Genomic DNA, 24,505 nt, shown 5'->3' on the forward strand with positions numbered 1-24,505 from the left:
TCCTCTTTTATATGTGTACGATATTGTTGCAAAACAAAAAGCCGGCCATCACTGGCCGGCTTTTAAATTCCATTAAACTTTTATAAATGTATTCTTACTTATTCGTTTGATTACCTTTCGCGTCACGCTCTACTTCCATTTTTGTTACAGGAAGATATCCTTGTTTTTTTAACAAGTTGTTTTGGATATCATCTGACATCATATAGTCAAGGAACGCTTTTGCAAGGCCTGTAGGTTCACCTTTTGTGTAAGAGTGTTCGTAAGCCCAAACTGGGAATTTACCAGTTTGTACATTCTCTGCAGTCGGTTCTACGCCATCAATTGCAAGTGGTGTTACAGATTCATCAGTGAAGTAGGAGAATGCAAGGTAACCAATCGCACCGTCAGTTTCGTTAATAATCTTTTTAACTGTGTTTGAAGAATCTTCCGTAATTCCTTCAGCAGGAGTTGCCCCATCAAGAGCGAACTTGTTGAATACTGCACGAGTACCAGAAGAGTCAGGACGGTTTACAAGAACGATTTTTTGATCTTTTCCGCCAAGTTCTTTCCAGTTCGTGATTTTTCCAGTGAATACTTTAATTAAATCTTCTTTTTTAATATCTTTAATACCAACTTTAGGGTTAACTGCAGCAGTCATACCAACAACCGCAACTTTATGGTCTACTAGCTGATCAGCTGGAACGCCTTCTTTTTCTTCAGCGAATACGTCTGAGTTACCAATTTGCACAGATCCTTCAGCTACTTGTGATAGGCCAGTACCAGATCCGCCAGCATTAACTTGAATATCAACCTTTGGATTTGCTGCCATAAATTCTTCCGCTGCCGCTGCCACTAATGGCTGCATTGCAGATGAACCAGAAACGACTAATGAGCCAGAAAGTTCTTTCTTTTCTTCCGTTTTAGGTGTTTCTTTCTTTGCAGTTCCTTCTGATTTATCTGTAGAAGCTCCGCCTCCACATGCAGCCATGAAAACCATCAATGCTGCAAATAATGTAAGTAGACTTAATTTTTTTAAGCTTTTCAATTCTTATTTCCCCCTACTAATTTGGTAGTAACATTCTGTTTTCCTTGCAAAATTGATAATAAACCAAAATTGTAAAGGGAGTATTAAGGAGGTGTAAACTTTGGTAGAAATTTGTTGTTTTTTGTATAATTTTAAAAAAATAAAATCCCCTTATAGTAGAAAGCTTTCTACTATAAGAGGATTTAAAAAATAGTTATTCTTTTTCTGTTATAAACCATCCATTAGGTTTTTTTTCGAAATGGAAAAGATCTTCATCGAATTTTTTTCGGAGTATTCTATATTCTTCATTTTCTACTTTAGTCTGGGTCACTTTAATTTTTTTTAGCGTTATTTCAGGTTTCTTGACTTCAATGACCAAATCATTAATCATAAAAAACGTTCTTTGATATCTCATACTCCACTTCCTTTCTTTTATATTACTTACGTATAGAATTTGCCAAAAATGAATAAAATCCTTGTTAATTTTTTGTAAAAAATCCACTCGTCGTCTTAGTGGAGCAACTCATTGTAACAAAAAAATACTTTTCCAATAAAACATTTCGACATTTATTGATAAATTTTTTAGTATTTAGTATTGCTATTATTTTTAAATGTGATAATATGTAATAGCATGAAATTGGAAAGCTGATATTCAAAATTTTGAGTCTTTCCAAGCAGATAATTTTGACCACCTCCTTTTGGAAGTCAAGGCCATACGGACAGCCGGGTCAAATGCCGATTGGCAACTTTGGTTGCCTTATTGATTGAGTTAAAAGCTCAAATTTTATAAGTTGGTTACTTTACAACCAGTGCATATGCACACAACTTGTGAAACGGTCAATAAGAGTGGTAAAAGTAATTATTTGCTATATAGACTCTGATCCTACTAAGATATATTTTGAATATTAAAATGCTTTCTGCCCAATGGTCCTAGGACTTTTGTGATAGACGGATTTCTATGACTTTTTGTCATGGTATTAATATTGATTATATCTAAAGCAAGTGTTGTGCGCAGGTATGCGTTTTTCACTTGCTTTTTTTGTTGTTGTTGCAAAATCAAAATCTATTAAGTTAGGAGATAGGAGAATGGGAAAAGCACTTATTATTGGCGCCGGCGGCGTGGCATCAGTAGCTATTCATAAATGTGTTCAAAACAGCGAGGTATTTGAAGAGATTTGTATTGCAAGCCGTACAAAATCAAAATGTGATGAATTAAAAGCAAAACTTGACGGCGGCAAAACTAAAATTACAACTGCACAAGTTGATGCAGATAACGTAGATGAATTAATTGCATTAATTAATGAAGTAAAACCAGATATCGTTATGAACTTAGCGTTACCATACCAAGACTTAACTATCATGGATGCTTGTCTTGCAACAAAAACACATTATATGGATACAGCTAACTATGAGCCGGAAGATACGGCTAAATTCGAATATAAATGGCAATGGGAATACCGTGAGCGCTTTGAAAAAGCTGGCATTACGGCTCTTTTAGGCAGCGGTTTTGACCCGGGTGTAACAGGTGTATTCTCTGCTTACGCGTTAAAGCACTATTTTGATGAAATTGAATATATTGACATTCTTGACTGTAATGGCGGCGACCACGGCTATCCGTTCGCTACGAATTTCAACCCGGAAATCAATATCCGTGAAGTTTCTGCTAACGGACGTTATTGGGAAAACGGTGAATGGATTGAAACCGAGCCAATGGAAATCAAACGAGTTTATGACTTCGCTGAAGTGGGCGAAAAAGATATGTACTTGCTTTACCATGAAGAGCTTGAATCCCTTGCACAAAACATTCCTGGACTTAAGCGTATCCGTTTCTTCATGACATTTGGCCAAAGCTATATTACACACCTTAAGGCCCTTGAAAATGTTGGAATGACTTCCATCGAGCCAATCGAATTCGAAGGAAAACAAATCATTCCACTTCAGTTCTTGAAGGCGGTATTACCAGATCCAGCTTCCCTTGGACCGCGTACAGTCGGCAAAACAAACATCGGCTGTATCTTCAAAGGGAAAAAGGATGGAAAAGATAAAACCTATTATGTTTACAATATTTGTGACCACCAAGAGTGCTATAGAGAAGTTGGTTCTCAAGCTATTTCCTATACAACAGGCGTTCCTGCAATGATTGGTGCAGCGATGGTCATGACTGGCAAATGGAATAAGCCGGGCGTATTCAATATTGAAGAGTTTGATCCAGATCCATTCATGGAAGAGTTAAACAAATGGGGTCTTCCATGGGTAGAAGACTTTAATCCTGTACTTGTGGATGCATTGCCAGAAGAAGCAGAAGAAAAAGAGCTGGAGCTAGTTTAATAAGATGCGGTTTGAAGAATTACCAACGCCTTGTTATGTAGTTGATGAAGCTCTTATAGAAAAAAATCTAAAAATCCTTAATGGCGTAATGCAGCGTACAGGAGCTAAGATTGTTTTGGCACAAAAAGCATTTTCTATGACAACTATGTATCCCCTCATTGGAGAATATTTGAGCGGTACAACGGCTAGCGGCTTGTTTGAGGCCCGTTTGGGACACGAAGAAATGGGCAAAGAAAATCATGTCTTTGCCCCTGCCTACCGTGAAGATGAAATCGACGAAATCATCTCGATTTGTGATCATATTATCTTTAATTCCTTCTCACAGTTGGAAAAATTTAAAGATAAAGCTCTTCAAGCTGGCAGAAAAGTGGGCTTGCGCATCAATCCTGAGTGTTCAACACAAGTTGGCCATGAAATCTATGACCCATGTTCACCGGGTTCCAGATTTGGCGTAAAACAGGAAGATTTTCGTCCAGAATTACTTGATGGTGTTTCAGGACTGCATTTCCACACCCTTTGCCAGCAAAACTCTGACGATTTAGAGACGACTCTAAATGCAGTGGAAGAAAAGTTTGGACAATGGCTATCGCAAATGGAATGGATCAACTTTGGCGGCGGCCACCATATTACACGGGAAGATTATGATATCCCGAGACTTGAAGCATGCATTAAGAGAATGCAGGAAAAATACGGATTAGAAGTATATCTTGAGCCAGGAGAAGCTATCGCTCTCAACGCAGGATATCTAATCACTTCTGTACTTGACCTTCATAAAAACGGAATCGATATTGCCATTCTTGACACCTCCGCAACCTGTCATATGCCGGATGTGCTGGAAATGCCTTATCGTCCTCCTTTATTTGGATCAGGGGAAGCAGGCGAGAAGCCATTTACTTATCGCCTTGGCGGCCAAACCTGTCTTACAGGCGATGTGATCGGCGATTATTCGTTTGACCAGCCATTAAAGAGCGGCGACAGATTGGTATTTGGTGATATGGCGATTTACACAATGGTGAAAAACACCACCTTTAATGGCATGCCATTGCCATCCATCGTCGTACAAGATAAAGATGGCGATTGTAAGGTCGTACGTGAATTTGGCTATCAAGATTTTAAAATGAGACTTGCTTAAAGAAATACTAGAGTTTATAAAAAACCAGATTCTCAAACTAGAATCTGGTTTTTTATAATTTGTTCATAAAATTTTAACAATATTTTGACGCTTTAGTGTTCTAATGCGCTATAATGGTATAAAACTGGTAAAAAGAAGATGATATTTTGTTATTTAAGAGCCTCGAATTCAAAAATTCAGCTGGACAAAAGATGAAAATCATTGACATCCCTGTTATGGATAAAAATAATCCCTATTATTTTATGATGAAAGTTCGCCTGGAATCCTTTATTTTATCCCTTGAAAAGAATCCTCAAGAAAAAGTCTGTTATTCCTTCCGCGATTACGTGAAGCCAAAAATGAGATGGCCTGACTACAAAGAGTTATTCAGCCTTCAGGAGTATAAAAATAACGCATAAAGAATATAGAAAAAGCTTGTAGAGAACAATCCATTTCTCTGCAAGCTTTTTCATTTTTAGAGGCGATTCTTTTGATTATTAAAATTAAGCAGTTACTCTCGTTTTTTCATTTTCAGTACCTTTTTTGCGCATTTTTCTGATAAAAGGAGCGACCCAACGGTCTAAACCGATTCTTCCTGCGTTATAGCCAGCTGTTAAGATGATGAAGCCTAAGAAGATGTCTCTTGGGTTATGAGATACTGTACCTGCAAGGAAAAAGCTGAAGTTCATGAATAGTCCAAAGAACATCGCTGTTGTTGTTAAACATCCTACGATTAAGCCTAAGCCGATTAATGTTTCGCCCCAAGGCACTAATATGTTGAATACATCAACGTTTGGCAGGGCAATGTGTTTTAAGAACTCTACATACCAGCCAAATACCACTGCACCATCTGGGCCTTTTACTGGGTTTGCGATTGCTCCTTTTAAGAAGCCTGAAGCATCAAAGCCTCCTGTTAATTTATGAAACCCTGCTGTAATCCAAGAATAACCGAGGTATAAACGTAAGACTGTTAAAATAACTGCTGAAATCTTATTTTCCCTTAAAAATTTGTTAAACATAAATGATTCCGCCCTTCAAAATTTTGTTTGTTCTTTATGGTATTAATATATTATTTTTTCCTATAAAAAACATGGCTATAGTGATAAGTTCACAGTTTGTTTGAAATCCTTTGACAAACTTTTGAACGGCATAATCTCTAAGTACTTTTTAATAAGGAGATATTTTTAAAATGAGTTTTAACTACATTAATTGGAGAAACTATTGCAGGTATTGAAATTTTCCTTTGGAGGTAATGATGATGAACGATCATCGGAAAAATACGGTGAATATTGTTTCGAATGAAGCAGTACGAGGAAAGCCTTATCTTGATATTGACCGTGTCATTACGGAGAGTAAATCAGACCACTTAGAGGAAAAAGATGATAAAACAAATTAAGAAATAGGGATGCTCCTTACATTTAAGCCATCCCCTCTTTCATTTTTGGAAGTTCTTCTTGAATCCTTAACGTTTAATATTCACTTTAGAAATATTAAAAACCTTGTGGAGGCGATATACTACATCTCGACAAGGTTTTTTGTCTATTTAATCAAGCAATTTTGGCTATAAATCTTGAATTAGTGTTCCTATCCCCTGTTTGAATTCTTAAAACGCTTAATTAAAGTGTAAAAATACACCCTATCAGCGCTTTTCGGAGATTTATCAGCGAATTTCTTAGGTTTATCAGCGAATTTTCAACTTCTATCAGCGTTTCCAGCCCATTTATCAGCGAATCGTAAAACCAACAGGAAAACACCTTGCATTTTTCTAAGCCGAAAACGGGTACTTCGTGTGAATGTCACGTAAAAAGATTTATCTAACCATTCCATTGCGAAGTGCTGTAACGACAACCTGTGTCCGGTCTTCACAGCCAAACTTGTTTTATAGACAGCTTCACCACGAAATGCAGCCCGAAAGGCCTATTATTTATGATGAATAAAATCCAAAAATTTAGAAACGCCCAATTTGTTGAAGCGGTGGTGTTTTTTAACCAGCCATAAATCCCTGATAATCTTTACATCAATGATGACCACTTCTCGTAATGTCCCTTGTTCCAATTCTTTAGCAACCGTTAAACGCGGCAGGATACTAATCCCAAGGCCAGCCTCTACAGCGCTTTTGATCGCTTGGGTACTCCCTAACTCCATATAGCTTTCAATTTTATCCAAAATTCCATTTTCCCTTAGCATATTTTCTACGATCAGACGTGTGCCAGATATCGATTCACGCCAGATCACTCTTTCATTTGCCAGCTCTTCTATGTTAATTTGCCCTCCCCATGAATGCTCTGGCGAACAAACGAGAATAAGCTCATCAACTGCATATTTCTCGACCGTCAGATTACCGTTGTCGACGATTCCCTCCACCATGGCCAGGTCGATGACATCATTGGTTAAATCCTCTATAATGCCAGGAGTATTTTTAATCGTTAAGGTTACTTTGATATCAGGCATATCTTTCTTGAATCGACCAAGCAGGCTGGGCAATAAATATTCCCCGATAGTAAAGGAAGCACCGACATGAAGGGTGGTATTTCGCTCTCCTGTTGACTGTCTAATCACTTCGCTTGAACGATAAAAATCGTTCACGATCGATTTGGCAAACGGATAGAGCAGCTTTCCGGCCTCAGTAACCCTCATCTTCCCTTCCGTTCTGTCGAATAACAATGTCCCATAATAATTTTCCAGTTGGTGGATTTGTCTCGTTACAGCTGGCTGCGTGACATAACTTAATCTGGCGGCTTGACTTATGCTTCCTTCATCCACTACCAAACAAAACATTTTTAAATTTTCAATGTTCACGAAACAATCTCCTCCTGGTATTTGGGTTTCAATATAAAATATGGTAACACACAAAGTATAAAAAACAGATACTTTTACTGGGGTATAACAAATTATTATACCCTATAATTTTGTTGCAATTTATTCCCCTTGACTCATCTGATAACATAATAGATGTATGATAGAATTACAAAAAATATTATTCTAATATAAAAAGATAACACTAAGGGAGAAGGGTAAATATGAAAGAAGAATGGAGAAAGCTGTTCCAGCTATTTTGGACCTTTTTTAAAATCGGCCCCGCTACCTTTGGCGGTGGTTTTGCAATGATTCCACTAATAGAGCGGGAGATAGTTGAAAAGAAAAAGTGGATAGAAAGTGAAGATGTTACGGATTTGTTTGCCTTAGCACAATCTGTCCCGGGAGCAGTCGCCATCAATTCGGCCTCCTTTATCGGACACAAAGTAGGCGGCGTCAAAGGGGCAGTCGCGGCGATGATCGGTGTTTCGCTGCCTACCTTTTTAATTGTATTGACTCTCGGAATTTCTTATCTATTCATTCATGATAATCCAAAGATTGAAGCTGCATTTGTTTCCATCAGGGCTACTATTTTAGCCATCATTGTTTATGCAGCTATTAAAACAATCAAAACATCAATCGTGGATAAAACGACTTTTTTTATTATGCTCATTGGCGTGCCGGCATTATTCTTCATTCATCCAGTCTTAGCCATTATCCTTGGTGCTGTAACTGGAGCGATTTCCATTTTTTTAAAAAGAAAACTTGGCTACAAAATTACGCCAAGAAAAGACAAGGACAAAGTTACATCCTACACCAGCCATGATTATTTTATTGGAGATGGAATTTAAATAGGGGGAAATCGAAATGGTTTTGTGGCAGCTGTTTAAAACTTTTTTTTGGATCGGTCTGGTTTCTTTCGGCGGGGGATATGCGATGATTCCGATTATAAACTCGGAAGTCACCCGCTACGGATGGATTCCGGCCAAACAATTTACCAATTTAATTGCCATTTCAGGAATGTCACCTGGTCCAATTGCAACCAATAGCGCCATTTTAGTTGGGTATTCAACATCCGGAATAGCTGGTGCCATCATATCGGCTATTGCTATTCTTATTCCCTCTATTATATTGGTTATTCTAATCGCTTCATTTTTTAAAAGGATGCATGATAATCACTTTGTTCAATCCCTATTCTATGGATTAAAGCCTATTGTTACTAGTTTAATCATTTATGCCTCTATAAGTTTTGCGTTATCAAATGACTTGCTTACTTTTCATATCTCATTTCGCATGGTAAGTCTGCTGGTCATTTTTGGACTATCCTTATTTGTATTAATTAAATACCGCTGGCATCCTCTATATGTCATTATCCTTTCAGGTTTAGTGGGTGTGGCTCTCTATAGCTAAAATGCGAACAGTCAATCACACTGTTCGCATTCTTTTTATACTTTTTCATATTTTTTATAAGGATTTTGCAAATTCAAGCTTCCAATAATTCTATTTTTGCCGCCTTAATTCAAACTCTTAGTGAACAATTGAAAAATACCATTCGAACCACCCGCAATCATCGTTATTTACGAGTAGGCAATTTTCATGATACGCTGAACGAACATAAAGAAATCTTTCTCGCCTTCGCGTTAAAGGACTCTAATAAAGCGAAGCAACTGATGGAAGAGCACCTTACAAGGATTAGAGAAGAAATGGTACGTGCCCCCTTAAGTGACATAAACATAGATTAACCTTTTAAGAAATGAGAACTCTTTTTTTGAAATTCATAACTAAGTGCCTGGGGGTATGAAGATGAAAGCAGCAGTTTTTTTAGGGAAACATCAATTGGAAATACAAAATCAGGAGGTACCCGTTCCAGGGATTGGGGAAATCCTCATTAAGGTCAAGGCTTGTGGAATTTGTGGGACCGATCAGCATATTTTTCATGGACAGCCCGGTTCAGCAGAAGTCGTCCCCCCTACTATTTTGGGACATGAATTTTCAGGTGAGGTGGTTTCTGTCGGGGAAAAGGTCAAGGGCTTACAGCAGGGAGACCGGGTAAGTATTGACCCAAATATTTACTGTGGCATATGCTCCTATTGCCGAAATGGAAAGAAGCATCTATGTGAAAACCTTGAAGCTCTTGGTGTCACCCGAAACGGCGGAATGGCAGAATATTGTGTTGTTCCGGCCGCAAATTGCTATAAAGTTCCTAATAGTATCTCTTTTGAAGAAGCTAGTTTGATAGAACCATTAGGATGTGTGATTCATGGAATCGAGCAGATTAAGATTCAGCCAGGCAGTTCCGTTCTTGTCATTGGCGGAGGATTCATCGGCCAACTTATGCTTCAAATGACAAAAATGTATGGTGCCAACCCTGTCGTTATCAGTGAGCCGGATGAAACGAAGCATAGTCTCCTCTATGATTACGGAGCCGATCAAGTCGTAAGTCCTCTTAGCGGCACGTTTGATGATTGGGTCAGTCAAACAGGTGGATTCGATATTGTTATTGAATGCGTTGGGAGAAAGGAAACCATGGAGCAGGCAGTAAAAGCTTCACAAAAAGGAGCCCAAATCCTCTTCTTCGGAGTGGCCGCTCCTGATACCAAAATTTCCATTTCACCATTTGAAGTCTTCGCAAAAGAGTTAAAGATAAGCGGTTCGTTTATTAATCCGGATACACATGAAAAAGCGATTTCGTTGATTGCACAAGGTAAGATTCGGGTAAACCGTTCCATAAGCCATACGTTTCAATTGGATGAAATTCCAGATGCAATGGTAAATTATCCAAGGATGCATGTCACAAAGGGTGTTATCGTTTACGAATAAGAAAAGTGGTTAACGGTTTTTCTTAACTGGCCAACTGCAATTTTGACTATTGGAGACAGTTATCGGATAATTGGAGCTGGCTATCCGACAATTACGGCCGGCTATCCGACAATTGGAGCTGGCTATCCGACAATTAGGGCCAGCTATCCGACAATTGGGGCCGGCTATCCGACAATTGGGGCCGGCTATCCGACAATTGGGGCCGGCTATCCGATAATTGGAGCTGGTTATCCGACAATTGGAGCCGGCTATCATTCCAGCTTCTCTTCTTTTCACCTATCTTCAACCATTCTACTTTTTGTCTCTAAATACAGAACATAGCATTAAGATAAGCAGAATACCTAAACAAACAAAAATACTCACTCGATTCTGCTCGCTAAAAGCAAATACGACACAACTTATACTTAACGCTGTTGCAGTAAATGAGGTTACATATGGATATCCCCATACTTTAAAATGCGGCAGCTTTGTATACGTTTTCCGAAGCTTCAGTTGTGCTAAACATATGCTGATCCACACCAATGATACCGTAAACCCCGGAATGGCCATCAAATACCCAAAAACACGGTCAGGTGAAAAGTACGCGACAAATGTACCTCCAATCAGAATAATAGCGCTAAAGATTACACTATATAATGGAACACCGTTTTTAGAAACAAACGAAAACTGTTTCGGTGCTTCTCCTTCTGCAGCTAATGAATACAGCATTCGTGTACAGCCATAAATCCCTGAGTTTGCAGCAGACAAAACGGCTGTAATAAGGACGAAGTTCATAATGTGAGCTGATCCACCAAATCCGACAGCAGATAACACTTGCACAAATGGACTTGCTTGGCTGCCGATTTCATTCCAAGGAATTAATCCGCAAATGATAAGGATTGGGAGCGTATAGAATATCACGATTCTCCATATTACTCCTTTAATCACTTTTGGCAATATCTTCTCTGCTTCTTTTGTTTCGGTTAATGTCAATCCAATAAGCTCGGTACCGCCATATGAAAAAATGACGATTAGCAGTGCGGAAAACACTCCTGACCACCCATGAGGGAAAAATCCTTTGTGCTGTACATAATTTTGCACATAGTCAGTTTCATTGCTCGGGATAAAACCGAATAAAATACCAGCGCCTAAAACAACGAATAAAACAATCATGGTAATTTTAATACCGGCAAACCAAAATTCAATCTCTCCATAACGCTTTACATTCATTAAATTAATAGCCACTATGAAAAGAGCACTAATAAGGCTTAAGGACCATAAAGAAAAGGAAGGAAACCAATATTGCAGAAAGCTTCCTGCTGCAATCACTTCAATGACACATACAACCAACCACATAAAGCAGTACAGCCATCCGATCACAAAAGACACGTTCGTTCCAAATGCTTTATGAATAAAACCTTTCATATTCACTCCAGGATAAGCAATGGCCATCTCTGCGATTGCCCCCATAACTACAAGAAGCAATAATCCTGCAAACAGATAAGAAAAAATAACGGCGGGCCCCGCTATTGATACTGTTTCAGCAGTACCTTTAAATATACCTGTGCCGATTGCTCCTCCGAGTGCCATCAATCGTATATGACGAGGCAATAAACTTTTTTGTAATTTCATCATGATTTGCTCCTTTATTTTTTTCCATAAAAAAGTCCCTACTGATTGTATCAGTAGGGACGAAATTATCGCGGTACCACCCTAGTTGCAGACTGAGTCTGCCTCTCGACTTTGTTAACGATCATGTTTGACCGTTTTTTCCTTCACAAAGGTCGCCCTTTACTTCGAAAAAAATGCTCCGGGACCGAAATTCATCCTTATCTTTGTACTGATTTTCACCTTCCATCAGCTCTCTAAAACAGTGAGATAAGCATTACTTATATTCCCTTCATTGCTCAATTATTTCTCAATCATATGAATAATTTACGCTCTACAGTAAGCATGCTTTGTATTATAGAGGCCGTATTAATATTCTGTCAATGATTTTCGTAATATTTAATGAAAAGAGGCACCCAAACTTCAAGTTTGGGTACCTCTTAAATTCAATTATTTATATGACCATTAAACAAACACATCTAAAATTAAAACCAGAATAAAGGCGACAAAAGAAAGGAGTGTTTCCATGACCGTCCAGGTCTTGAAGGTTTCTTTAACCGTCAATCCCATATATTCTTTTACCAGCCAGAAGCCGGCATCATTTACATGGGAAAGCATTAATGAACCTGCACCAGTCGCAATAACTAATAATTCCAGGTTAACACCTGACATGTGCGCCACTACTGGAGAAACAATGCCGGCTGCTGTTGTTAATGCAACTGTTGCTGAACCAGTGGCGACACGGATTAATCCCGCAACTAAGAAGGCAAGGACAATCGGTGACAAAGAAAATTGCTCGGACATTGCAGCAATAGCATTTCCGACACCGCTTTCAATTAAAATTTGCTTGAAGGCACCGCCTGCACCAATAATAAGAATAATCGATGCTAATGGCAATAAACATTCTTCCGTTAATTTTTTAAGTAACATCTTGTCCATGCCCTGGCGGTAGCCCAAGAAGTAATAGGCTGCAAAACAGGAGATTAGAAGGGCAATTACCGGACTTCCAATAAACACTAGGAATTTTTCTATTGCACCTGGAAGTGAAAGATAGGGAGCAATAACTGTTAACAACATTAATAAAACAGGCAGCAGGATGATGAAAAACGAAATCCCTGTACTTGGTAATCCGCTTGACTTAGTCGCTACACGGATTAACTCTGGTTCACCCTCAGGAGTAACTCGTTTATGAATAAACTTTGCAAATAAAGGTCCGGCAATAATGGCAGTCGGAAAAGCAATAATTAATGAATAAAGCAGTACATGTCCTAGATTTGCATTATAAATTCCAATCGCCGTCATCGCACCAGGATGAGGAGGAACTAATCCATGTACAATCGACAATCCGGCAAGCACCGGGATACCAATTAACAAAATGTTTTGTTTCGTAGATTTGCGAATCGAAATAACTAAAGGCAGTAAGATTACTAGACCAACCTCAAAAAATACAGGAATCCCAATGATAAAGCCAGATAGAAGCATCGCCCATGGCAGGTATTTCACACCGAATTTTTTGATAAAGAAATCAGCTACTTGCATGCCCGCACCTGAGTCGGACATCATTTTACCTAAAATCGTTCCCAGCGCTAAAATCCCAATCAAATGTCCAAGGACTGCGCCCACTCCCGTTTCATAGGCTGTGACAATTTTGTCCATTGGCACACCCGAAAACACTGCTAGGAACAAGCCTGCAACTGTTAAACTGATGAATGCATGCCATTTCCACCATGATACTCCTAAAATGACGATCACAATGGCTACTAACGTAATCCCTATTAAATATAAACTCATCTTTTTCACACTCCCTAGGTAATCGCTTACATTACTTACAAAAAAGCTGGTCACTGAATGGAATCATTATAGGTAACAATATAATTCTGCTTCCCTGTATTATAGTAACCCTCGCTGTATTCCAATATATTTCCTTCATCATCACTGGAACGGCGAATCCTTTTTAAAACTGCTGTCTCTTTTTCCAAATGTAATCTTTCAATAACATGACTTGGTGCATTTGAAACCGCAAACTCATCTCGGAATGATTCCAGTCGAATATTTTGCTCTTCTAAAAAGCGGTACAACGATCCGATACGGACATCTTCTACTTCATCCTCAGTTAAGTCCAATAGGATGTAATGAGTGAAATGAATATAAGGCTCGTTGTCCAATAAGTAGAGTCGTTCTATTTGAATACAATGTTCCCCAAATAAAGAATAAAGTTCGGATTCCGGAGACAATTCCAGCCTCTTAATGCTTAACACCTTTTTGGTGATATGGTGGCCTTCTTCTACTAATAATTCTGTAAAGCGCTTCCCTTTTGAAAGCTTCGCAGTTGAAACATTCGCGATGACCTTTGTTCCTTTACCGCTTTTCTTCTCCAGATATCCTTCTTGAACCAATTCTTTAATGGCGTTACGGACTGTAATTTTGCTCACATTAAATTCTTCTTCTAATTGGGGCTCAGAGGGAATGTTCGTGTGAATCGCATAGACACCATGTAAAATACGATCCTTCAAAATTTCTTTAATTTGTAAGTACATAGGTCCCTTTTTTCGATTCACATTCATTCCCTATTCGCTCCTTCATCTCTTTATATCATCAATGGTTCCGGCCATGGCGGATAGGATTTCTGCTTCCGTCGACATCGGGGTATCTCCGACGATGGTGCAGGCAAGCATTCCTGCTGCTGCTGCAAATTGGACTGTTTTCTCTTGTGAAAATCCAGCCAGCTCGCCATGTAGAATCCCGCTAGTATACGCATCTCCGGCTCCAATTCGATCATATACGGAAAAAGAAATCTTTTCTGAGAAGTGTAACAGCCCATCCTTATACAAATATCCCCGTAAAGAATGAGTATTATCAGAATTAATCCCTCTGTGTGTTCCTGCAATCGTTTGAATATTAAATCGGTTTGCCACCTTAGGAATGAGGTCCTTCAGCTGCTCCTCCCGGGAAGTTTCTGCTGTCTCCATTCCTAATATATACATCGCATCTTTCTCGTTCATCATGACGATATCAGCCAAAGCCAGCATGTCTTCATAATGGGGTTTAGCCACACTGTAGCCCCCCTCCCATAAGGAAGGGCGGTAATTACAGTCGAAACAAACCAATCCGCCTTTTTCTTTAACCTTTTTAGCCAGCACTTTCATACTATCACGGACACCATCTGTCATGGCAAGCGTAATACCGCAAAAGTGAATGATATCTGCCTGTTCTGCAATCAAATCGAGATCATAATCCGAAATGTGAGCGGTATTAAAGCTGCTTTCTAAGCGATTCGTATAAGTAACCCTGCTTGCCCGCTGTCCAAAACCATTTTCTAAAAAATACAAGCCCAGATATTTTCCGCCTTTGGAAATGAATCTCCGATTGATTCCCAAACGCTGTAAGAAGGAAATGGCTGCCTCACCTAATGGGTTTTCTGGCAATTTTGTTACAAGATAACCATCATAGCCTAGCTTGGTCATCGCAGAAGCAACGTTTACTCCCGTGCCTGAAAAAGAGTATTGTAATGTGTTAGCCTGAGTCAGTAATTCGTATCCCGGCACCTGCAAACGCATCATTACTTCCCCGAAAGCAACAATTTGTTTAGGCATGCTTTTCAACCAATTTTTTGGTAATAGCTAATAAGGTCCTCACATCTTCCGGATTTGTTTTCCCAGTTTCTTTATTGATAATAGAAGAATAAACGTGAGGGATAATTTTAGGCACTTTTGCTTCCAAGGCAATATCTAAAATGGTCTCAAAATTATCTAAATCAATTCCGCCAGTCGGCTCTAACGCAAACCCTTCTTCACCACATGCCTTCGCAACGGCACGGAACTCTTCCTCATGCTTTAAGCCTTTCATTGGGAAGTATTTCAAGGCCTGTCCACCCATATCCCGGACTAACGCAATTGCTGCTTTGATGGGAACAATAGCAGTTTCACCTGCTGCTGCACTTACAGGACCGGTAGAAATATTTACATACCCTACTTTTCCTGTTGGAGATACTAAAGAGTTAATCCAGCTATCTTTCTCTCCTAAATTGGCACGAGTTGCACCAACTGCAGGAAACACCTGATTGATATGACTTCCCGGATAGTATTTGGCGATTTCCGCTACAACTGCCGCTTGTTTATTATCCCCAGCGCCAAGGCCAATTGATACGGCTTCATCAATTGCTGCACCGTAATCCTTCATTGCAGTAACGGCAACCTCTACTGTAGGGTAATCCTTGGAAAGCACCCCGACTAGTACATGCCCTTCCGCCGCTTCAAAAACTTCAACAGCATTTTCAATGCTATTCGCTAGAACATTTAAGGCGACACGGTTCTGATAAAAACGTTTTTCAATGTTTGTCATTGTTTGCTTCCTCCTAAAATCGCTCTTAGTTGCGCTTCAATTACGTAAATGTCGTCACCCTGTAATGGACGGGGATCAAGATCGAAAAAGCCTTGGCGAATTCCGTAATCACGGGTATAAATCGCAATTTCACCATTTCTTAGTTTGTCATTTACTTCCTTCGCCGTAGTTTTCGTCACAGCCGGATCGATTTGAATGCGAGCTCTGAAAATGGCACGGCCAGCTTCGTCCTGAACAATCGTTACTCTTACACCATCAATGGAATCCAGTGACTTGAGAACCTCCAGGCTGGCTTTTTCCTTTTCGCTATTGTCGGTTTTGACAAAATACTCATCCAAAGCCTGCAATAAGCCAAAGGTTGTTTCTTTGCCGACCTTCATGCTTCGTCCGATACAGTGCAGTTGCACCTTTACCCAATCGATATATTTTTGTTTTCCGGCCACGATTCCAGACGTCGGACCTTCAATGGCTTTCGAGCCGCTGTAAATCGCTAAGTCAGAAACTTGAACATATTTCTTTACGTCTTCCTCTGCAGCTGCATCGACAATCAATGGGACATTGTTCGCTTGCGCCACTTCCCATGCTTCTTCCACCGAAATCATATTTTTTTGAACAGTGTGGTGGGATTTAACATAAAGAATTGCTGCCGTATTTTCCGTAATGGCATCCGCAATGTGCTCCGCTTTGCCCTCATTGGCATAACCGACTTCCACTAATTTTCCGCCGCCGAGGAAAACCATCGTTTCCACTGGAGCCCCGTATTGAACGTTATGGCCCTTCAGCATGATGATTTCATTTTTTTGAATTGTTTCTTGGTGGAGCCTTTCACTTCTTCTTCTATTTCCTTCTGTCACGATTGCCGCAACCGAAAGAGCGATTCCACTCGATGCCGAGTTCACGACAACAGCTGCCTCCGAATGAAGGAGCCCAGCGATATGCTGTCCTGCTTTATCGACTAAATCAGCGATTTCAACATAATTCTGCCCGCCTATTTTCATGGCTTCCATAACGGTATCTGTTGGAGCCGAAACACCTAAAATACTCATCCGGCCGCTAGCATTGATAACCCTTTTTAAGCCATATTTAGCATTCAATGTATTCTCCATTGATGACCACTCCTTTTACGACAATTTTCTGTTCCGCCGTTCGTTCTTCTCCTTCAGAATCCATTAGCTTCGTTTCGGAATCCTCTATTGAAAACAGTGTGAGGTTTGCTGGATCTCCCAGAGAAATTCTTCCTAGTTCAGGCTTGTTTAACCACTCTGCTGCCTTAACCGTAACGGCATCAATGACCTCTTTTAAGGAATAGCCGAGATACAAAAATTTAGTAAGTACACTGGCCATATTATACACAGGACCATGCAAGCGATTTTTGCGATAGATATCCGTGCTGATGGTATCAAAGTGAATATCATGGGCTTTCGCCTGCTCTGCCGTTTGGAAAGAGAAGCTGGCATTCCCATGCCCAACATCTAAATGTACTCCCCGTTTAATTGCATCCAGCAATTTCGGAAGAGGTTTTCCCGTTTTATCAAATAAATTGTTAGCCTTCCCATTTAAGAAATGGGTGACAATGTCCTTTTTTTCAAGCAAATCGAGGACTTCATTAATATCCGGCGGTCCGGAACCAATATGAACCATCAGCGGCAGCCCAGTATCCTTTGAAAACTTCCTGGCCACTTTTAATGGTTCGACTCCATTTGGACCGACGACACTTTTACTAATCCTCGCTTTTAGTCCGACAATAAAATCTTTGTGTTCGGCTATCGTCTTTTTTAGTGCGTCTTCATCAAGCCATGTAAGGTTTGATAGTTCATCGATTCGCTTTAGACCAATTCGTGAAATATTTAAAAAGGCAAAAACATTCGTCTTCGACTTTTTACAGCTTTTCACTAAGTCAGGCAACTGATCAGCGCCTGTACTTCCGGCATCCACAATCGTTGTTACCCCTGTTTTATAGCCAATTTCATCAACATCATCGCCATACGGCTCAAATTCTGAAAAGGCATGGACATGCATATCAATCCAGCCGCTTGAAATCATTACTTTCTGCTTGAAATCAATGACATTCCCGCTTTTTCCAGTTCCCGCTGGAACAATATTTTGGATTTTTTTATTTTCTACGATGATGTCAACAGAATTGCCATCAACTAGTTTTACATTTTGTAATACGTAACATTCTTGCATTTCCCTCATCCTTTTCGGTAAACCTAATAAAATGGGTACTTGTATTCGGTTTCATCTACTTCTTTTTTTCTTACACGATTAGGTTACCACGTATTTTCACTTTGGTCAATATAACGTTATAATGTTTGAAGATTATATTGTAACTTCTTAAGAAACTTTTCTAATTTATTATTTCTCGAAAAAACAAATGCAAGCACAAAAATGCCCCAAAAAGTTAATTTTGGGGCATTTTATATTCACAATCCCTAACCACTATTTACCTTTTCTTAAAATTACGGAATGATAGCTATTAAACAATTTTAATGACAAATTCTTGGTGAATTCTTGTGCTTCATGAATAAATGCATTTATGGCTGGGTTCGCATATTCTGTTGAACGCACCTCAAGCCCTAAATTTTGGTACACTTGCGGATTTAAATAGGAAGCAGTGACTTTGGATAAGGTTGAAGGAATGGCCAACTCCGGAAGAATCGTATTTCCAACCCCTTCTTGAACCATAGCCATGATTGTTGCGATGTCACTTACTTCGAAATGAGTATTAGGAGATAACCCATGTTCTTTAAAAATGTCTCGAATAATATGACTGCATTCTTTTGGCATGATGAAGGGTTCACCAGCGATATCCCTTACCTCGATATAGGATTGGTGACTCAACAGGTGGTTTTCTGGTACAAAAACCACCATCTTATCCTGCAGCAAAGGAATAAATTCAAATTCACTTTTCTCTTCCGTTACCACACCAACATCTACAGCTGATAATTTAAGCCAATTTTTTACTTCCTCATAATTCCCTTCATATAAAACAACTTCTACACCCGGAAACCGTTTTTTAAAAGAGCTAATCATCCCTGGCAATAGTTTAGCGGACATGCCTGATATACTCCCGATTCTAATCGTTCCTGCTTCAAGTTCTGTGATTCCTGTTGCTTCATTGATAATCTTTGTTTTAATCGTGATTAAATCCTTTATCAGGCTGGTGATACGTTCGCCTACTTTTGTTAAGCTGACTCCGTTCCTGTGCCTGTTCAATAGTTTAATATTCAGTTCTGATTCCAACGCGGCTACAGCTTGACTGACAGCCGATTGTGAAAGCCCGATTTGTTCGCCAGCTTTTGTAAAGCTTTTCGTTTCCACTACCTTTAAGAAAACCTCTAATTGAAATAAGGTCATGTGGCACCTCTTTTCGATGTATTAGTATTTACTAATACTTAATATTCAAAGTATTAATTTTACTTATATCACAACCCGTCATATACTACAATCAAACGATATGAAAGGTGATGAACTTCATGAGTATTTTACAGGCTGAAGGACAGGACATTCTGAAGGAAATTCAATCAAGCAAGTCGGTGCTTGTTGATTGCTGGGCCCCATGGTGTCCTCCTTGCAGGTTAATTGGAGCCGTTTTGGAGGAAATCGATCTAGATTTTGATTTGAAAATTGTCAAAGTAAATGCGGATGAAAATCCCGAGTTTATCAGCGAGTTTCAAGTACTGGGATTGCCTACCTTATTGCTGTTTCAGGATGGCGAGCTTGTGGGGAGAATAACGGGTTTCGGACCTAAAGATTCGCTTGTTGGAACCTTAAAGGATTATGGATTACTAGAGTCATGAGTACTTTTTAATAAGATAGTTAGGATCAAGAAACCTTTTTTTAAATGCCCGTCACTATCGTTTTTTTGGTAGGGCGGGCATTAGAACACTCTCCTAATTCCCTTCTCCTCCATTTTTATAGCCGGACGGGCATTAGAAACCTCTCCTAATTCTTCTCTCCTCCACTTTTACAACCGGACGGGCATTAGAAATCTCTCCTAATTCCCCTCTCCTCCACTTTTACAACCGGACGGGCATTAGAAACCTCTCCTAATTCCCCTCTCCTCCACTTTTACAACCGGACGGGCATTAGAAACCTCTCTTAATTCCCTTCCCCCCCACTTCTACAGATGGACGGGCATTAAGATGATTAGATTCGCCGGAAGCACAAGTTTTCGTAACAACCATTTTTCTTGATATAATGAAATATGTTTATCAGTTAACATTTGAGGTGAAGTTGAAATAGAAAACGAATTGGATATCACTCCACAAAAAGGCACGACCTATATATATACTTATGCCCACTATGAGGATGAACGCTCTCTTTGTGCTTTAGAAATGCGATCATTATTCGGTCAGGATTCAAACTCTAACGTCTTAGAAAGCTCCGTAAAAATTGATCCAAGTCGAAGCCCTTTTATTAAGGAAAGAATTTCGGTGAGGTATGAGGCGGAAAACCTTGAGAGCCTATTGAAGCAGATTGAATCTTTTCAACTAAGCGGCGAAACGTTTAAAGTTACTTATGTGAAAAACAATGGTCAAGTAAAAAATGAACAGGAAAGCTTCGAAAATCGGCGGGCCATTGAAAGAGAGATTGGTTTACATGTCAATGGGAAAGCAGATCTTCGCGAGCCCGATCAATTGCTTGGCATTATGTATGTAAACGGAAGATGGATATTCGGAGAGTATGTGAAAAGTGAGTCCATATGGTTTCGGCATCAACAGAAACCAAATGATTATTCTACTGCTCTAAGTACACGTGTTGCTAGAGCGGTCGTAAATATCGCCATCCCCAATCCAATCGGAGTTAAGGCCATCGATCCTTGCTGCGGAATTGGGACCGTCCTTGTGGAAGCATGCTCAATGGGAATTGATATTGTCGGAAGCGACCGAAATCCACTGATTCTCCCTGGAGCACGAAAAAACTTGGCACACTTTGGACTTTTTGCAGAAATCAATCGAGCCGATATTCGTGATATCACCAAACATTACGATGTAGCTATTATTGATCTGCCATATAATTTGTGTTCGGTGATAAACCCAGAAGAACAACTGGAAATGCTCCAAAGTGCACGGAGGTTTGCAAGCAAAGTAGTCGTGGTTACGGTTGAGCCGATCGATGAAATCCTTTTAAATGCAGGTTTTACGATAATCGATCGGGCTGTTGCGAAAAAAGGGACATTTATCCGAGAAGTAATTGTATGTACCTGATTAGGACAAAAGAAATCCGGGAAATTTTGTCGATACGATTTTCGACATTCTTTTCTCCATTTCCCGGGAAAAATCCTTTTGATAAAAGGATTTATTTACTTTCTAATTAAACGTTTGATTAGTAAGGAATGATGGTAGTACTTGTCGAAGTGTGATTAATTACCGAAGGAATTCCTTTTATCGACCTATTTTTTAATTTTAATAGAAGAGAAACATTACTGTGTCGACAAAGTTTTGTTTCATTATTATGTTAAAAGACTTTATTTTTAGGCTGCTAAGGCTATTTAATCAAACGTTTAATTAGTTTTTTTATAGGTGGAAAAAGTCGATGCATGTAAAAATTGAACTTCAAAATCACAAAAAAAGGTATCTAAAAAGACACCCTCTTTTTTTACTTTCCTCAGCTTATGTGCCGGCGAATGTTATTCGGTAAACTTTCTAAAAATCAATGTGGCATTATGACCGCCAAACCCTAATGAGTTTGAAAGAACCACTTGGACATCCTTCTTCTTTGCCACGTTGGGAACATAATCTAAATCCAATTCCTCATCAGGTGTTTCATAGTTGATGGTTGGGGGAATAATCCCTTCCTTGATCGCTAACAGAGAAAAAATAGCCTCTAGAGCACCTGTTGCGCCCAGCAGATGGCCTGTCATCGACTTCGTGGAGCTTACAGATAGCGTATAAGCATGTTCTTTAAACACTTCTTTGATCGCTACCGTTTCATACAAATCATTATAATAAGTGGACGTCCCATGAGCATTAATATAATCGACTTGTTCAGGGGAAATGTCCGCATCGTCTAACGCTAATTGCATCGCTCGCTGGGCACCTGCTCCGTCTGGTGCGGGTGTTGTTATATGATGGGCATCACCTGTAGCCCCATAGCCTATCAATTCACCATAGATGCTCGCTCCACGGGCTAAGGCATGTTCTAATTCTTCCAGAATGACAATTCCAGCACCTTCTCCGATGACGAATCCATCACGATTCTTATCAAATGGCCGGCTGGCAGTTTTCGGGTCTGGATTTTTTGAAAGAGCCGTCATGTTCGAAAATCCTGCAACGGTCATTGCTGTAATCGTTGCTTCTGTACCGCCGGCAATCATCATGTCCAGGTCCCCTTTTTGAATAACGCGGAATGCATCCCCGATAGAATTCGCTCCGGACGCACAGGCCGTAACGGAACAATTGTTGATTCCTTTTGCTCCAAGTTCAATAGATACTTGTCCTGCTGCCATGTCCGGGATAAACATCGGAATCGTAAACGGGTTGACCCTTCTTTGACCTTTTTCAATAAATTTTTGATGTTGTTCCTCGAACTCACCTAAACCGCCGATTCCTGATCCAATCCAAACCCCGACCCGTTCAGGTTGAACATCGACACCGATTTGAATGCCTGCATCTTTTACCGCCATTTTACTTGCAGCCACAGCAAATTGGCTATAGCGGCCCATTCTCCTCGATTCTTTTTTATCCATAAATGCTTCTGGTGCAAAGTCTTTTACTTCCGCGGCGATTTTGATATCCACTTTTTCCACATCAAATATGGTGGCAGGGCCAATACCTGACACACCACTTTTAATCTTATCCCATGTTGAATGAGCATCATTCCCCAAAGGAGTGACTGCTCCAACACCTGTAATCACTACTCTTTTATTCATTTAATGCCCTCTCCCACTAATTATTCGAAGTATAGTCTCTATATTTTACCTAATTTATAGTTGTTGGACAAATTGATTAGTTTTGACAGACACTATGTATTAAACATGTTGACAAAAAATATAATAGTTCGATAGTGTTTGGTTAACAAATGAACCAGGGGGAAATGAAGCATGAAATCAGTGACAGTTTATCATTATGATGCCTTTAGTACAGAACCTAATAAAGGAAATCCAGCGGGGGTAGTTTTTTACGGAGACGACCTGACAGATAACGAAATGCAAGAAATAGCCTTTAAAGCAGGCTTTAATGAAACAGCTTTTATCATGAATTCGGATGCAGCTGATCTTAGAATCCGTTATTTTACACCTGGCCATGAGATGGACCTTTGCGGCCATGGGACAATGGCATCCATCTATGCTTTAAAAAAGAAGGGATTACTAAAGCAAAAAGATCCCTTAACAATCGAAACACTTGCAGGTATTTTGCCCATAAAGATTGATGCCCTTTCAGATGCTGACATTCAGATTACAATGAAGCAGGCCTCACCACAATTTGCGGATTTTACAGGACCAGTAGAAGCTTTAGCTGACTCAATTGGGCTGGTTAAAGAAGATATTGATGACACTTTGCCCATCCTATATGGCAGTACAGGTGTCTGGACTTTATTGCTTCCAATAAAAAAACTCGAGACCTTTAAAAAGATGAAGCCGAATAATGAGTTATTCCCTTCTCTGTTAAAGGAAAGGCCCAAAGCATCACTTCATCCCTTTTGCTTAGAAACGTATGATGCGAATGCCCATATGCATGCCCGGCACTTTTCCTCCCCTTATTCCGGAACAATCGAGGACCCTGTAACTGGCACTGCTTCAGGAGTGATGGGAGCTTATTTTGCCTCTTACATAAACAGCCATTTTGAAAAAACGTTAGAACTCTTGGTAGAACAGGGTCAGGAAATGGATAAGGATGGCCGGGTAATGGTTCATGTTACGAAAAATAAAGATCAATTTGATATTGAAATCACTGGAAGTGCGGTTTACGTTAAAGATTTTGAAGTGAGACTTATAGATTAAAATCGTTTATGATTACATGTAGTTTCAGAATAAATAAGCCGCAGTCAGGAGTTGACTCCCTTATCTGCGGCTTTTGGTTTTTAATCCTTTTCAATACTTTCTATTATCTTCATAACTAATGGGCTTGTATGTTCAGGCAGTTCTTGAATTGGGAAAAATCCGGCATCAATCGTTTCCTGCCCATCAATTTTGAGAGTATTATTCTTAATATCTTTTGAAAAATAGGCAATTGTAACAGGATAGAATTCATCTCCATTTTCCAGCTTTCGAAAATACTGTTTACCTGAAAAAACAGCGGTTAATTTCAGCTGGCCGATTTCAATACCAGTCTCCTCCAACACCTCTCTTCTTGCTGCTTCTTCTGCGGATTCTCCTAGTTCTAACAATCCGCCTGGAAGTGTCCAGATTCCTGGACTTAACCCCGTCAAGTAGACAGCTCTAAAAAGACTATGCAGCCATCGTGATCCGATATTCAACTGGAGCACGATGGTTTAGTCGTTTTTGGAATCTTTTATAATTGTAGTGATACATATATGTATCTATTGCTTGTATTAACTCTTCCTCTGTTTTACAA

27 protein-coding genes and 1 other annotated feature are annotated in these 24,505 nt (G+C 39.6%); of the genes, 12 read left to right on the plus strand and 15 right to left on the minus strand.

Annotation, left to right across the window (positions count from 1 at the left end; translation table 11 throughout):
- Positions 1-94: 94 nt before the first annotated feature.
- Positions 95-1,024, minus strand: a complete 930-nt coding sequence (locus tag PH210_RS13580; protein WP_289986116.1) for a phosphate ABC transporter substrate-binding protein — start codon at positions 1,022-1,024, stop codon at positions 95-97.
- A 193-nt stretch (positions 1,025-1,217) separates the two neighbouring features.
- Positions 1,218-1,418 carry a hypothetical protein gene (locus tag PH210_RS13585; protein WP_289986118.1) on the minus strand — a complete coding sequence of 67 codons (201 nt, stop codon included), beginning with the start codon at positions 1,416-1,418 and terminating at the stop codon, positions 1,218-1,220.
- 671 nt (positions 1,419-2,089) lie between these two features.
- Here PH210_RS13585 and PH210_RS13590 point away from each other — a divergent pair.
- The 3 genes from PH210_RS13590 (at position 2,090) to PH210_RS13600 (ending at position 4,861) form a co-directional block, all read left to right on the plus strand.
- Positions 2,090-3,331 (plus strand): saccharopine dehydrogenase family protein, encoded by a 1,242-nt coding sequence (locus tag PH210_RS13590; protein WP_289986119.1) that lies wholly within the window; start codon positions 2,090-2,092, stop codon positions 3,329-3,331.
- A gap of 4 nt (positions 3,332-3,335) precedes the next feature.
- On the plus strand, positions 3,336-4,463 hold the full coding sequence (gene nspC / locus PH210_RS13595; RefSeq protein ID WP_289986121.1) for a carboxynorspermidine decarboxylase: 1,128 nt from the start codon (positions 3,336-3,338) through the stop codon (positions 4,461-4,463).
- Positions 4,464-4,609: 146 nt separating this feature from the next.
- Positions 4,610-4,861 (plus strand): DUF2535 family protein, encoded by a 252-nt coding sequence (locus PH210_RS13600; protein WP_289986122.1) that lies wholly within the window; start codon positions 4,610-4,612, stop codon positions 4,859-4,861.
- 84 nt (positions 4,862-4,945) lie between these two features.
- On the opposite strand, the gene PH210_RS13605 is transcribed toward PH210_RS13600, so the two are convergent.
- Positions 4,946-5,461: a DoxX family protein gene (locus PH210_RS13605; protein ID WP_289986123.1), complete on the minus strand. Its 516-nt coding sequence runs from the start codon at positions 5,459-5,461 to the stop codon at positions 4,946-4,948.
- A gap of 239 nt (positions 5,462-5,700) precedes the next feature.
- Here PH210_RS13605 and PH210_RS13610 point away from each other — a divergent pair, with 239 nt between their 5' ends.
- The gene (locus PH210_RS13610) at positions 5,701-5,838 is read left to right on the plus strand and encodes a hypothetical protein (RefSeq protein ID WP_289986125.1); all 138 of its coding nucleotides are present in this window, start codon (positions 5,701-5,703) and stop codon (positions 5,836-5,838) included.
- 524 nt (positions 5,839-6,362) lie between these two features.
- Here the strand turns inward: PH210_RS13610 and PH210_RS13615 are convergent.
- A complete protein-coding gene (locus PH210_RS13615) occupies positions 6,363-7,241 on the minus strand; it encodes a LysR family transcriptional regulator (RefSeq protein WP_289986127.1) in 879 nt (292 codons plus the stop codon).
- Positions 7,242-7,462: 221 nt separating this feature from the next.
- Between PH210_RS13615 and PH210_RS13620 the strand changes: the two genes are divergently transcribed.
- From PH210_RS13620 to PH210_RS13640, 5 genes are all read left to right on the plus strand, one after another.
- Entirely contained in the window at positions 7,463-8,089 is a 627-nt protein-coding gene (locus tag PH210_RS13620) for a chromate transporter (protein ID WP_289986129.1), read from the plus strand.
- 16 nt (positions 8,090-8,105) lie between these two features.
- On the plus strand, positions 8,106-8,648 hold the full coding sequence (locus PH210_RS13625) for a chromate transporter (RefSeq protein ID WP_289986130.1): 543 nt from the start codon (positions 8,106-8,108) through the stop codon (positions 8,646-8,648).
- A 65-nt stretch (positions 8,649-8,713) separates the two neighbouring features.
- The gene (locus PH210_RS13630) at positions 8,714-8,980 is read left to right on the plus strand and encodes an FCD domain-containing protein (protein WP_289986132.1); all 267 of its coding nucleotides are present in this window, start codon (positions 8,714-8,716) and stop codon (positions 8,978-8,980) included.
- 61 nt (positions 8,981-9,041) lie between these two features.
- The gene (locus tag PH210_RS13635; RefSeq protein WP_289986134.1) at positions 9,042-10,058 is read left to right on the plus strand and encodes a zinc-dependent alcohol dehydrogenase family protein; all 1,017 of its coding nucleotides are present in this window, start codon (positions 9,042-9,044) and stop codon (positions 10,056-10,058) included.
- A gap of 42 nt (positions 10,059-10,100) precedes the next feature.
- On the plus strand, positions 10,101-10,379 hold the full coding sequence (locus PH210_RS13640) for a hypothetical protein (protein WP_289986135.1): 279 nt from the start codon (positions 10,101-10,103) through the stop codon (positions 10,377-10,379).
- Here the strand turns inward: PH210_RS13640 and PH210_RS13645 are convergent.
- The 8 genes from PH210_RS13645 to PH210_RS13680 form a co-directional block, all read right to left on the minus strand.
- Positions 10,350-11,669 (minus strand): amino acid permease, encoded by a 1,320-nt coding sequence (locus PH210_RS13645; protein WP_289986137.1) that lies wholly within the window; start codon positions 11,667-11,669, stop codon positions 10,350-10,352. The genes PH210_RS13640 and PH210_RS13645 overlap by 30 nt on opposite strands.
- A gap of 52 nt (positions 11,670-11,721) precedes the next feature.
- Positions 11,722-11,950 (minus strand) — a binding site (T-box leader).
- Positions 11,951-12,110: 160 nt separating this feature from the next.
- Complete coding sequence (locus tag PH210_RS13650; RefSeq protein WP_289986139.1) at positions 12,111-13,436, minus strand: GntT/GntP/DsdX family permease; 1,326 nt, start codon at positions 13,434-13,436, stop codon at positions 12,111-12,113.
- Between the two features lie 50 nt (positions 13,437-13,486).
- Positions 13,487-14,209 carry a GntR family transcriptional regulator gene (locus PH210_RS13655; RefSeq protein WP_289986140.1) on the minus strand — a complete coding sequence of 241 codons (723 nt, stop codon included), beginning with the start codon at positions 14,207-14,209 and terminating at the stop codon, positions 13,487-13,489.
- A gap of 15 nt (positions 14,210-14,224) precedes the next feature.
- The gene (locus PH210_RS13660; RefSeq protein ID WP_289986141.1) at positions 14,225-15,238 is read right to left on the minus strand and encodes a sugar kinase; all 1,014 of its coding nucleotides are present in this window, start codon (positions 15,236-15,238) and stop codon (positions 14,225-14,227) included.
- Positions 15,231-15,986 (minus strand): 2-dehydro-3-deoxy-phosphogluconate aldolase, encoded by a 756-nt coding sequence (gene dagF, locus PH210_RS13665; RefSeq protein ID WP_289986142.1) that lies wholly within the window; start codon positions 15,984-15,986, stop codon positions 15,231-15,233. The genes PH210_RS13660 and dagF overlap by 8 nt, the downstream gene beginning before the upstream one ends.
- Positions 15,983-17,092 (minus strand): DgaE family pyridoxal phosphate-dependent ammonia lyase, encoded by a 1,110-nt coding sequence (locus tag PH210_RS13670; RefSeq protein ID WP_289986145.1) that lies wholly within the window; start codon positions 17,090-17,092, stop codon positions 15,983-15,985. Before PH210_RS13670 ends, dagF begins: the two co-directional genes overlap by 4 nt.
- A complete protein-coding gene (locus tag PH210_RS13675; RefSeq protein WP_289986147.1) occupies positions 17,070-18,173 on the minus strand; it encodes an amidohydrolase/deacetylase family metallohydrolase in 1,104 nt (367 codons plus the stop codon). Before PH210_RS13675 ends, PH210_RS13670 begins: the two co-directional genes overlap by 23 nt.
- 252 nt (positions 18,174-18,425) lie before the next feature.
- A complete protein-coding gene (locus PH210_RS13680; RefSeq protein WP_289986148.1) occupies positions 18,426-19,343 on the minus strand; it encodes a LysR family transcriptional regulator in 918 nt (305 codons plus the stop codon).
- 119 nt (positions 19,344-19,462) lie between these two features.
- On the opposite strand from PH210_RS13680, the gene PH210_RS13685 reads away from it, so the two are divergent.
- Both PH210_RS13685 and PH210_RS13690 read left to right on the plus strand, forming a co-directional pair.
- Complete coding sequence (locus PH210_RS13685; RefSeq protein WP_289986149.1) at positions 19,463-19,786, plus strand: thioredoxin family protein; 324 nt, start codon at positions 19,463-19,465, stop codon at positions 19,784-19,786.
- Positions 19,787-20,422: 636 nt separating this feature from the next.
- Positions 20,423-21,196 (plus strand): TRM11 family SAM-dependent methyltransferase, encoded by a 774-nt coding sequence (locus PH210_RS13690; RefSeq protein ID WP_289986151.1) that lies wholly within the window; start codon positions 20,423-20,425, stop codon positions 21,194-21,196.
- Positions 21,197-21,618: 422 nt separating this feature from the next.
- Here the strand turns inward: PH210_RS13690 and fabF are convergent, their stop codons facing one another.
- Positions 21,619-22,860 (minus strand): beta-ketoacyl-ACP synthase II, encoded by a 1,242-nt coding sequence (gene fabF / locus PH210_RS13695; protein ID WP_289986153.1) that lies wholly within the window; start codon positions 22,858-22,860, stop codon positions 21,619-21,621.
- Between the two features lie 171 nt (positions 22,861-23,031).
- Between fabF and PH210_RS13700 the strand changes: the two genes are divergently transcribed.
- Positions 23,032-23,931: a PhzF family phenazine biosynthesis isomerase gene (locus PH210_RS13700; RefSeq protein WP_289986155.1), complete on the plus strand. Its 900-nt coding sequence runs from the start codon at positions 23,032-23,034 to the stop codon at positions 23,929-23,931.
- Between the two features lie 80 nt (positions 23,932-24,011).
- Here PH210_RS13700 and PH210_RS13705 read toward each other — a convergent pair whose 3' ends face one another.
- Both PH210_RS13705 and PH210_RS29770 read right to left on the minus strand, forming a co-directional pair.
- Positions 24,012-24,401, minus strand: a complete 390-nt coding sequence (locus PH210_RS13705) for an NUDIX domain-containing protein (protein WP_289986167.1) — start codon at positions 24,399-24,401, stop codon at positions 24,012-24,014.
- Positions 24,379-24,462: a hypothetical protein gene (locus tag PH210_RS29770; protein WP_354669989.1), complete on the minus strand. Its 84-nt coding sequence runs from the start codon at positions 24,460-24,462 to the stop codon at positions 24,379-24,381. Before PH210_RS29770 ends, PH210_RS13705 begins: the two co-directional genes overlap by 23 nt.
- Between the last annotated feature and the right edge of the window lie 43 nt (positions 24,463-24,505).

Source organism: Paenibacillus sp. BSR1-1, from assembly GCF_030403775.1.
Classification (GTDB): Bacteria; Bacillota; Bacilli; order Bacillales; family Cytobacillaceae; genus Neobacillus.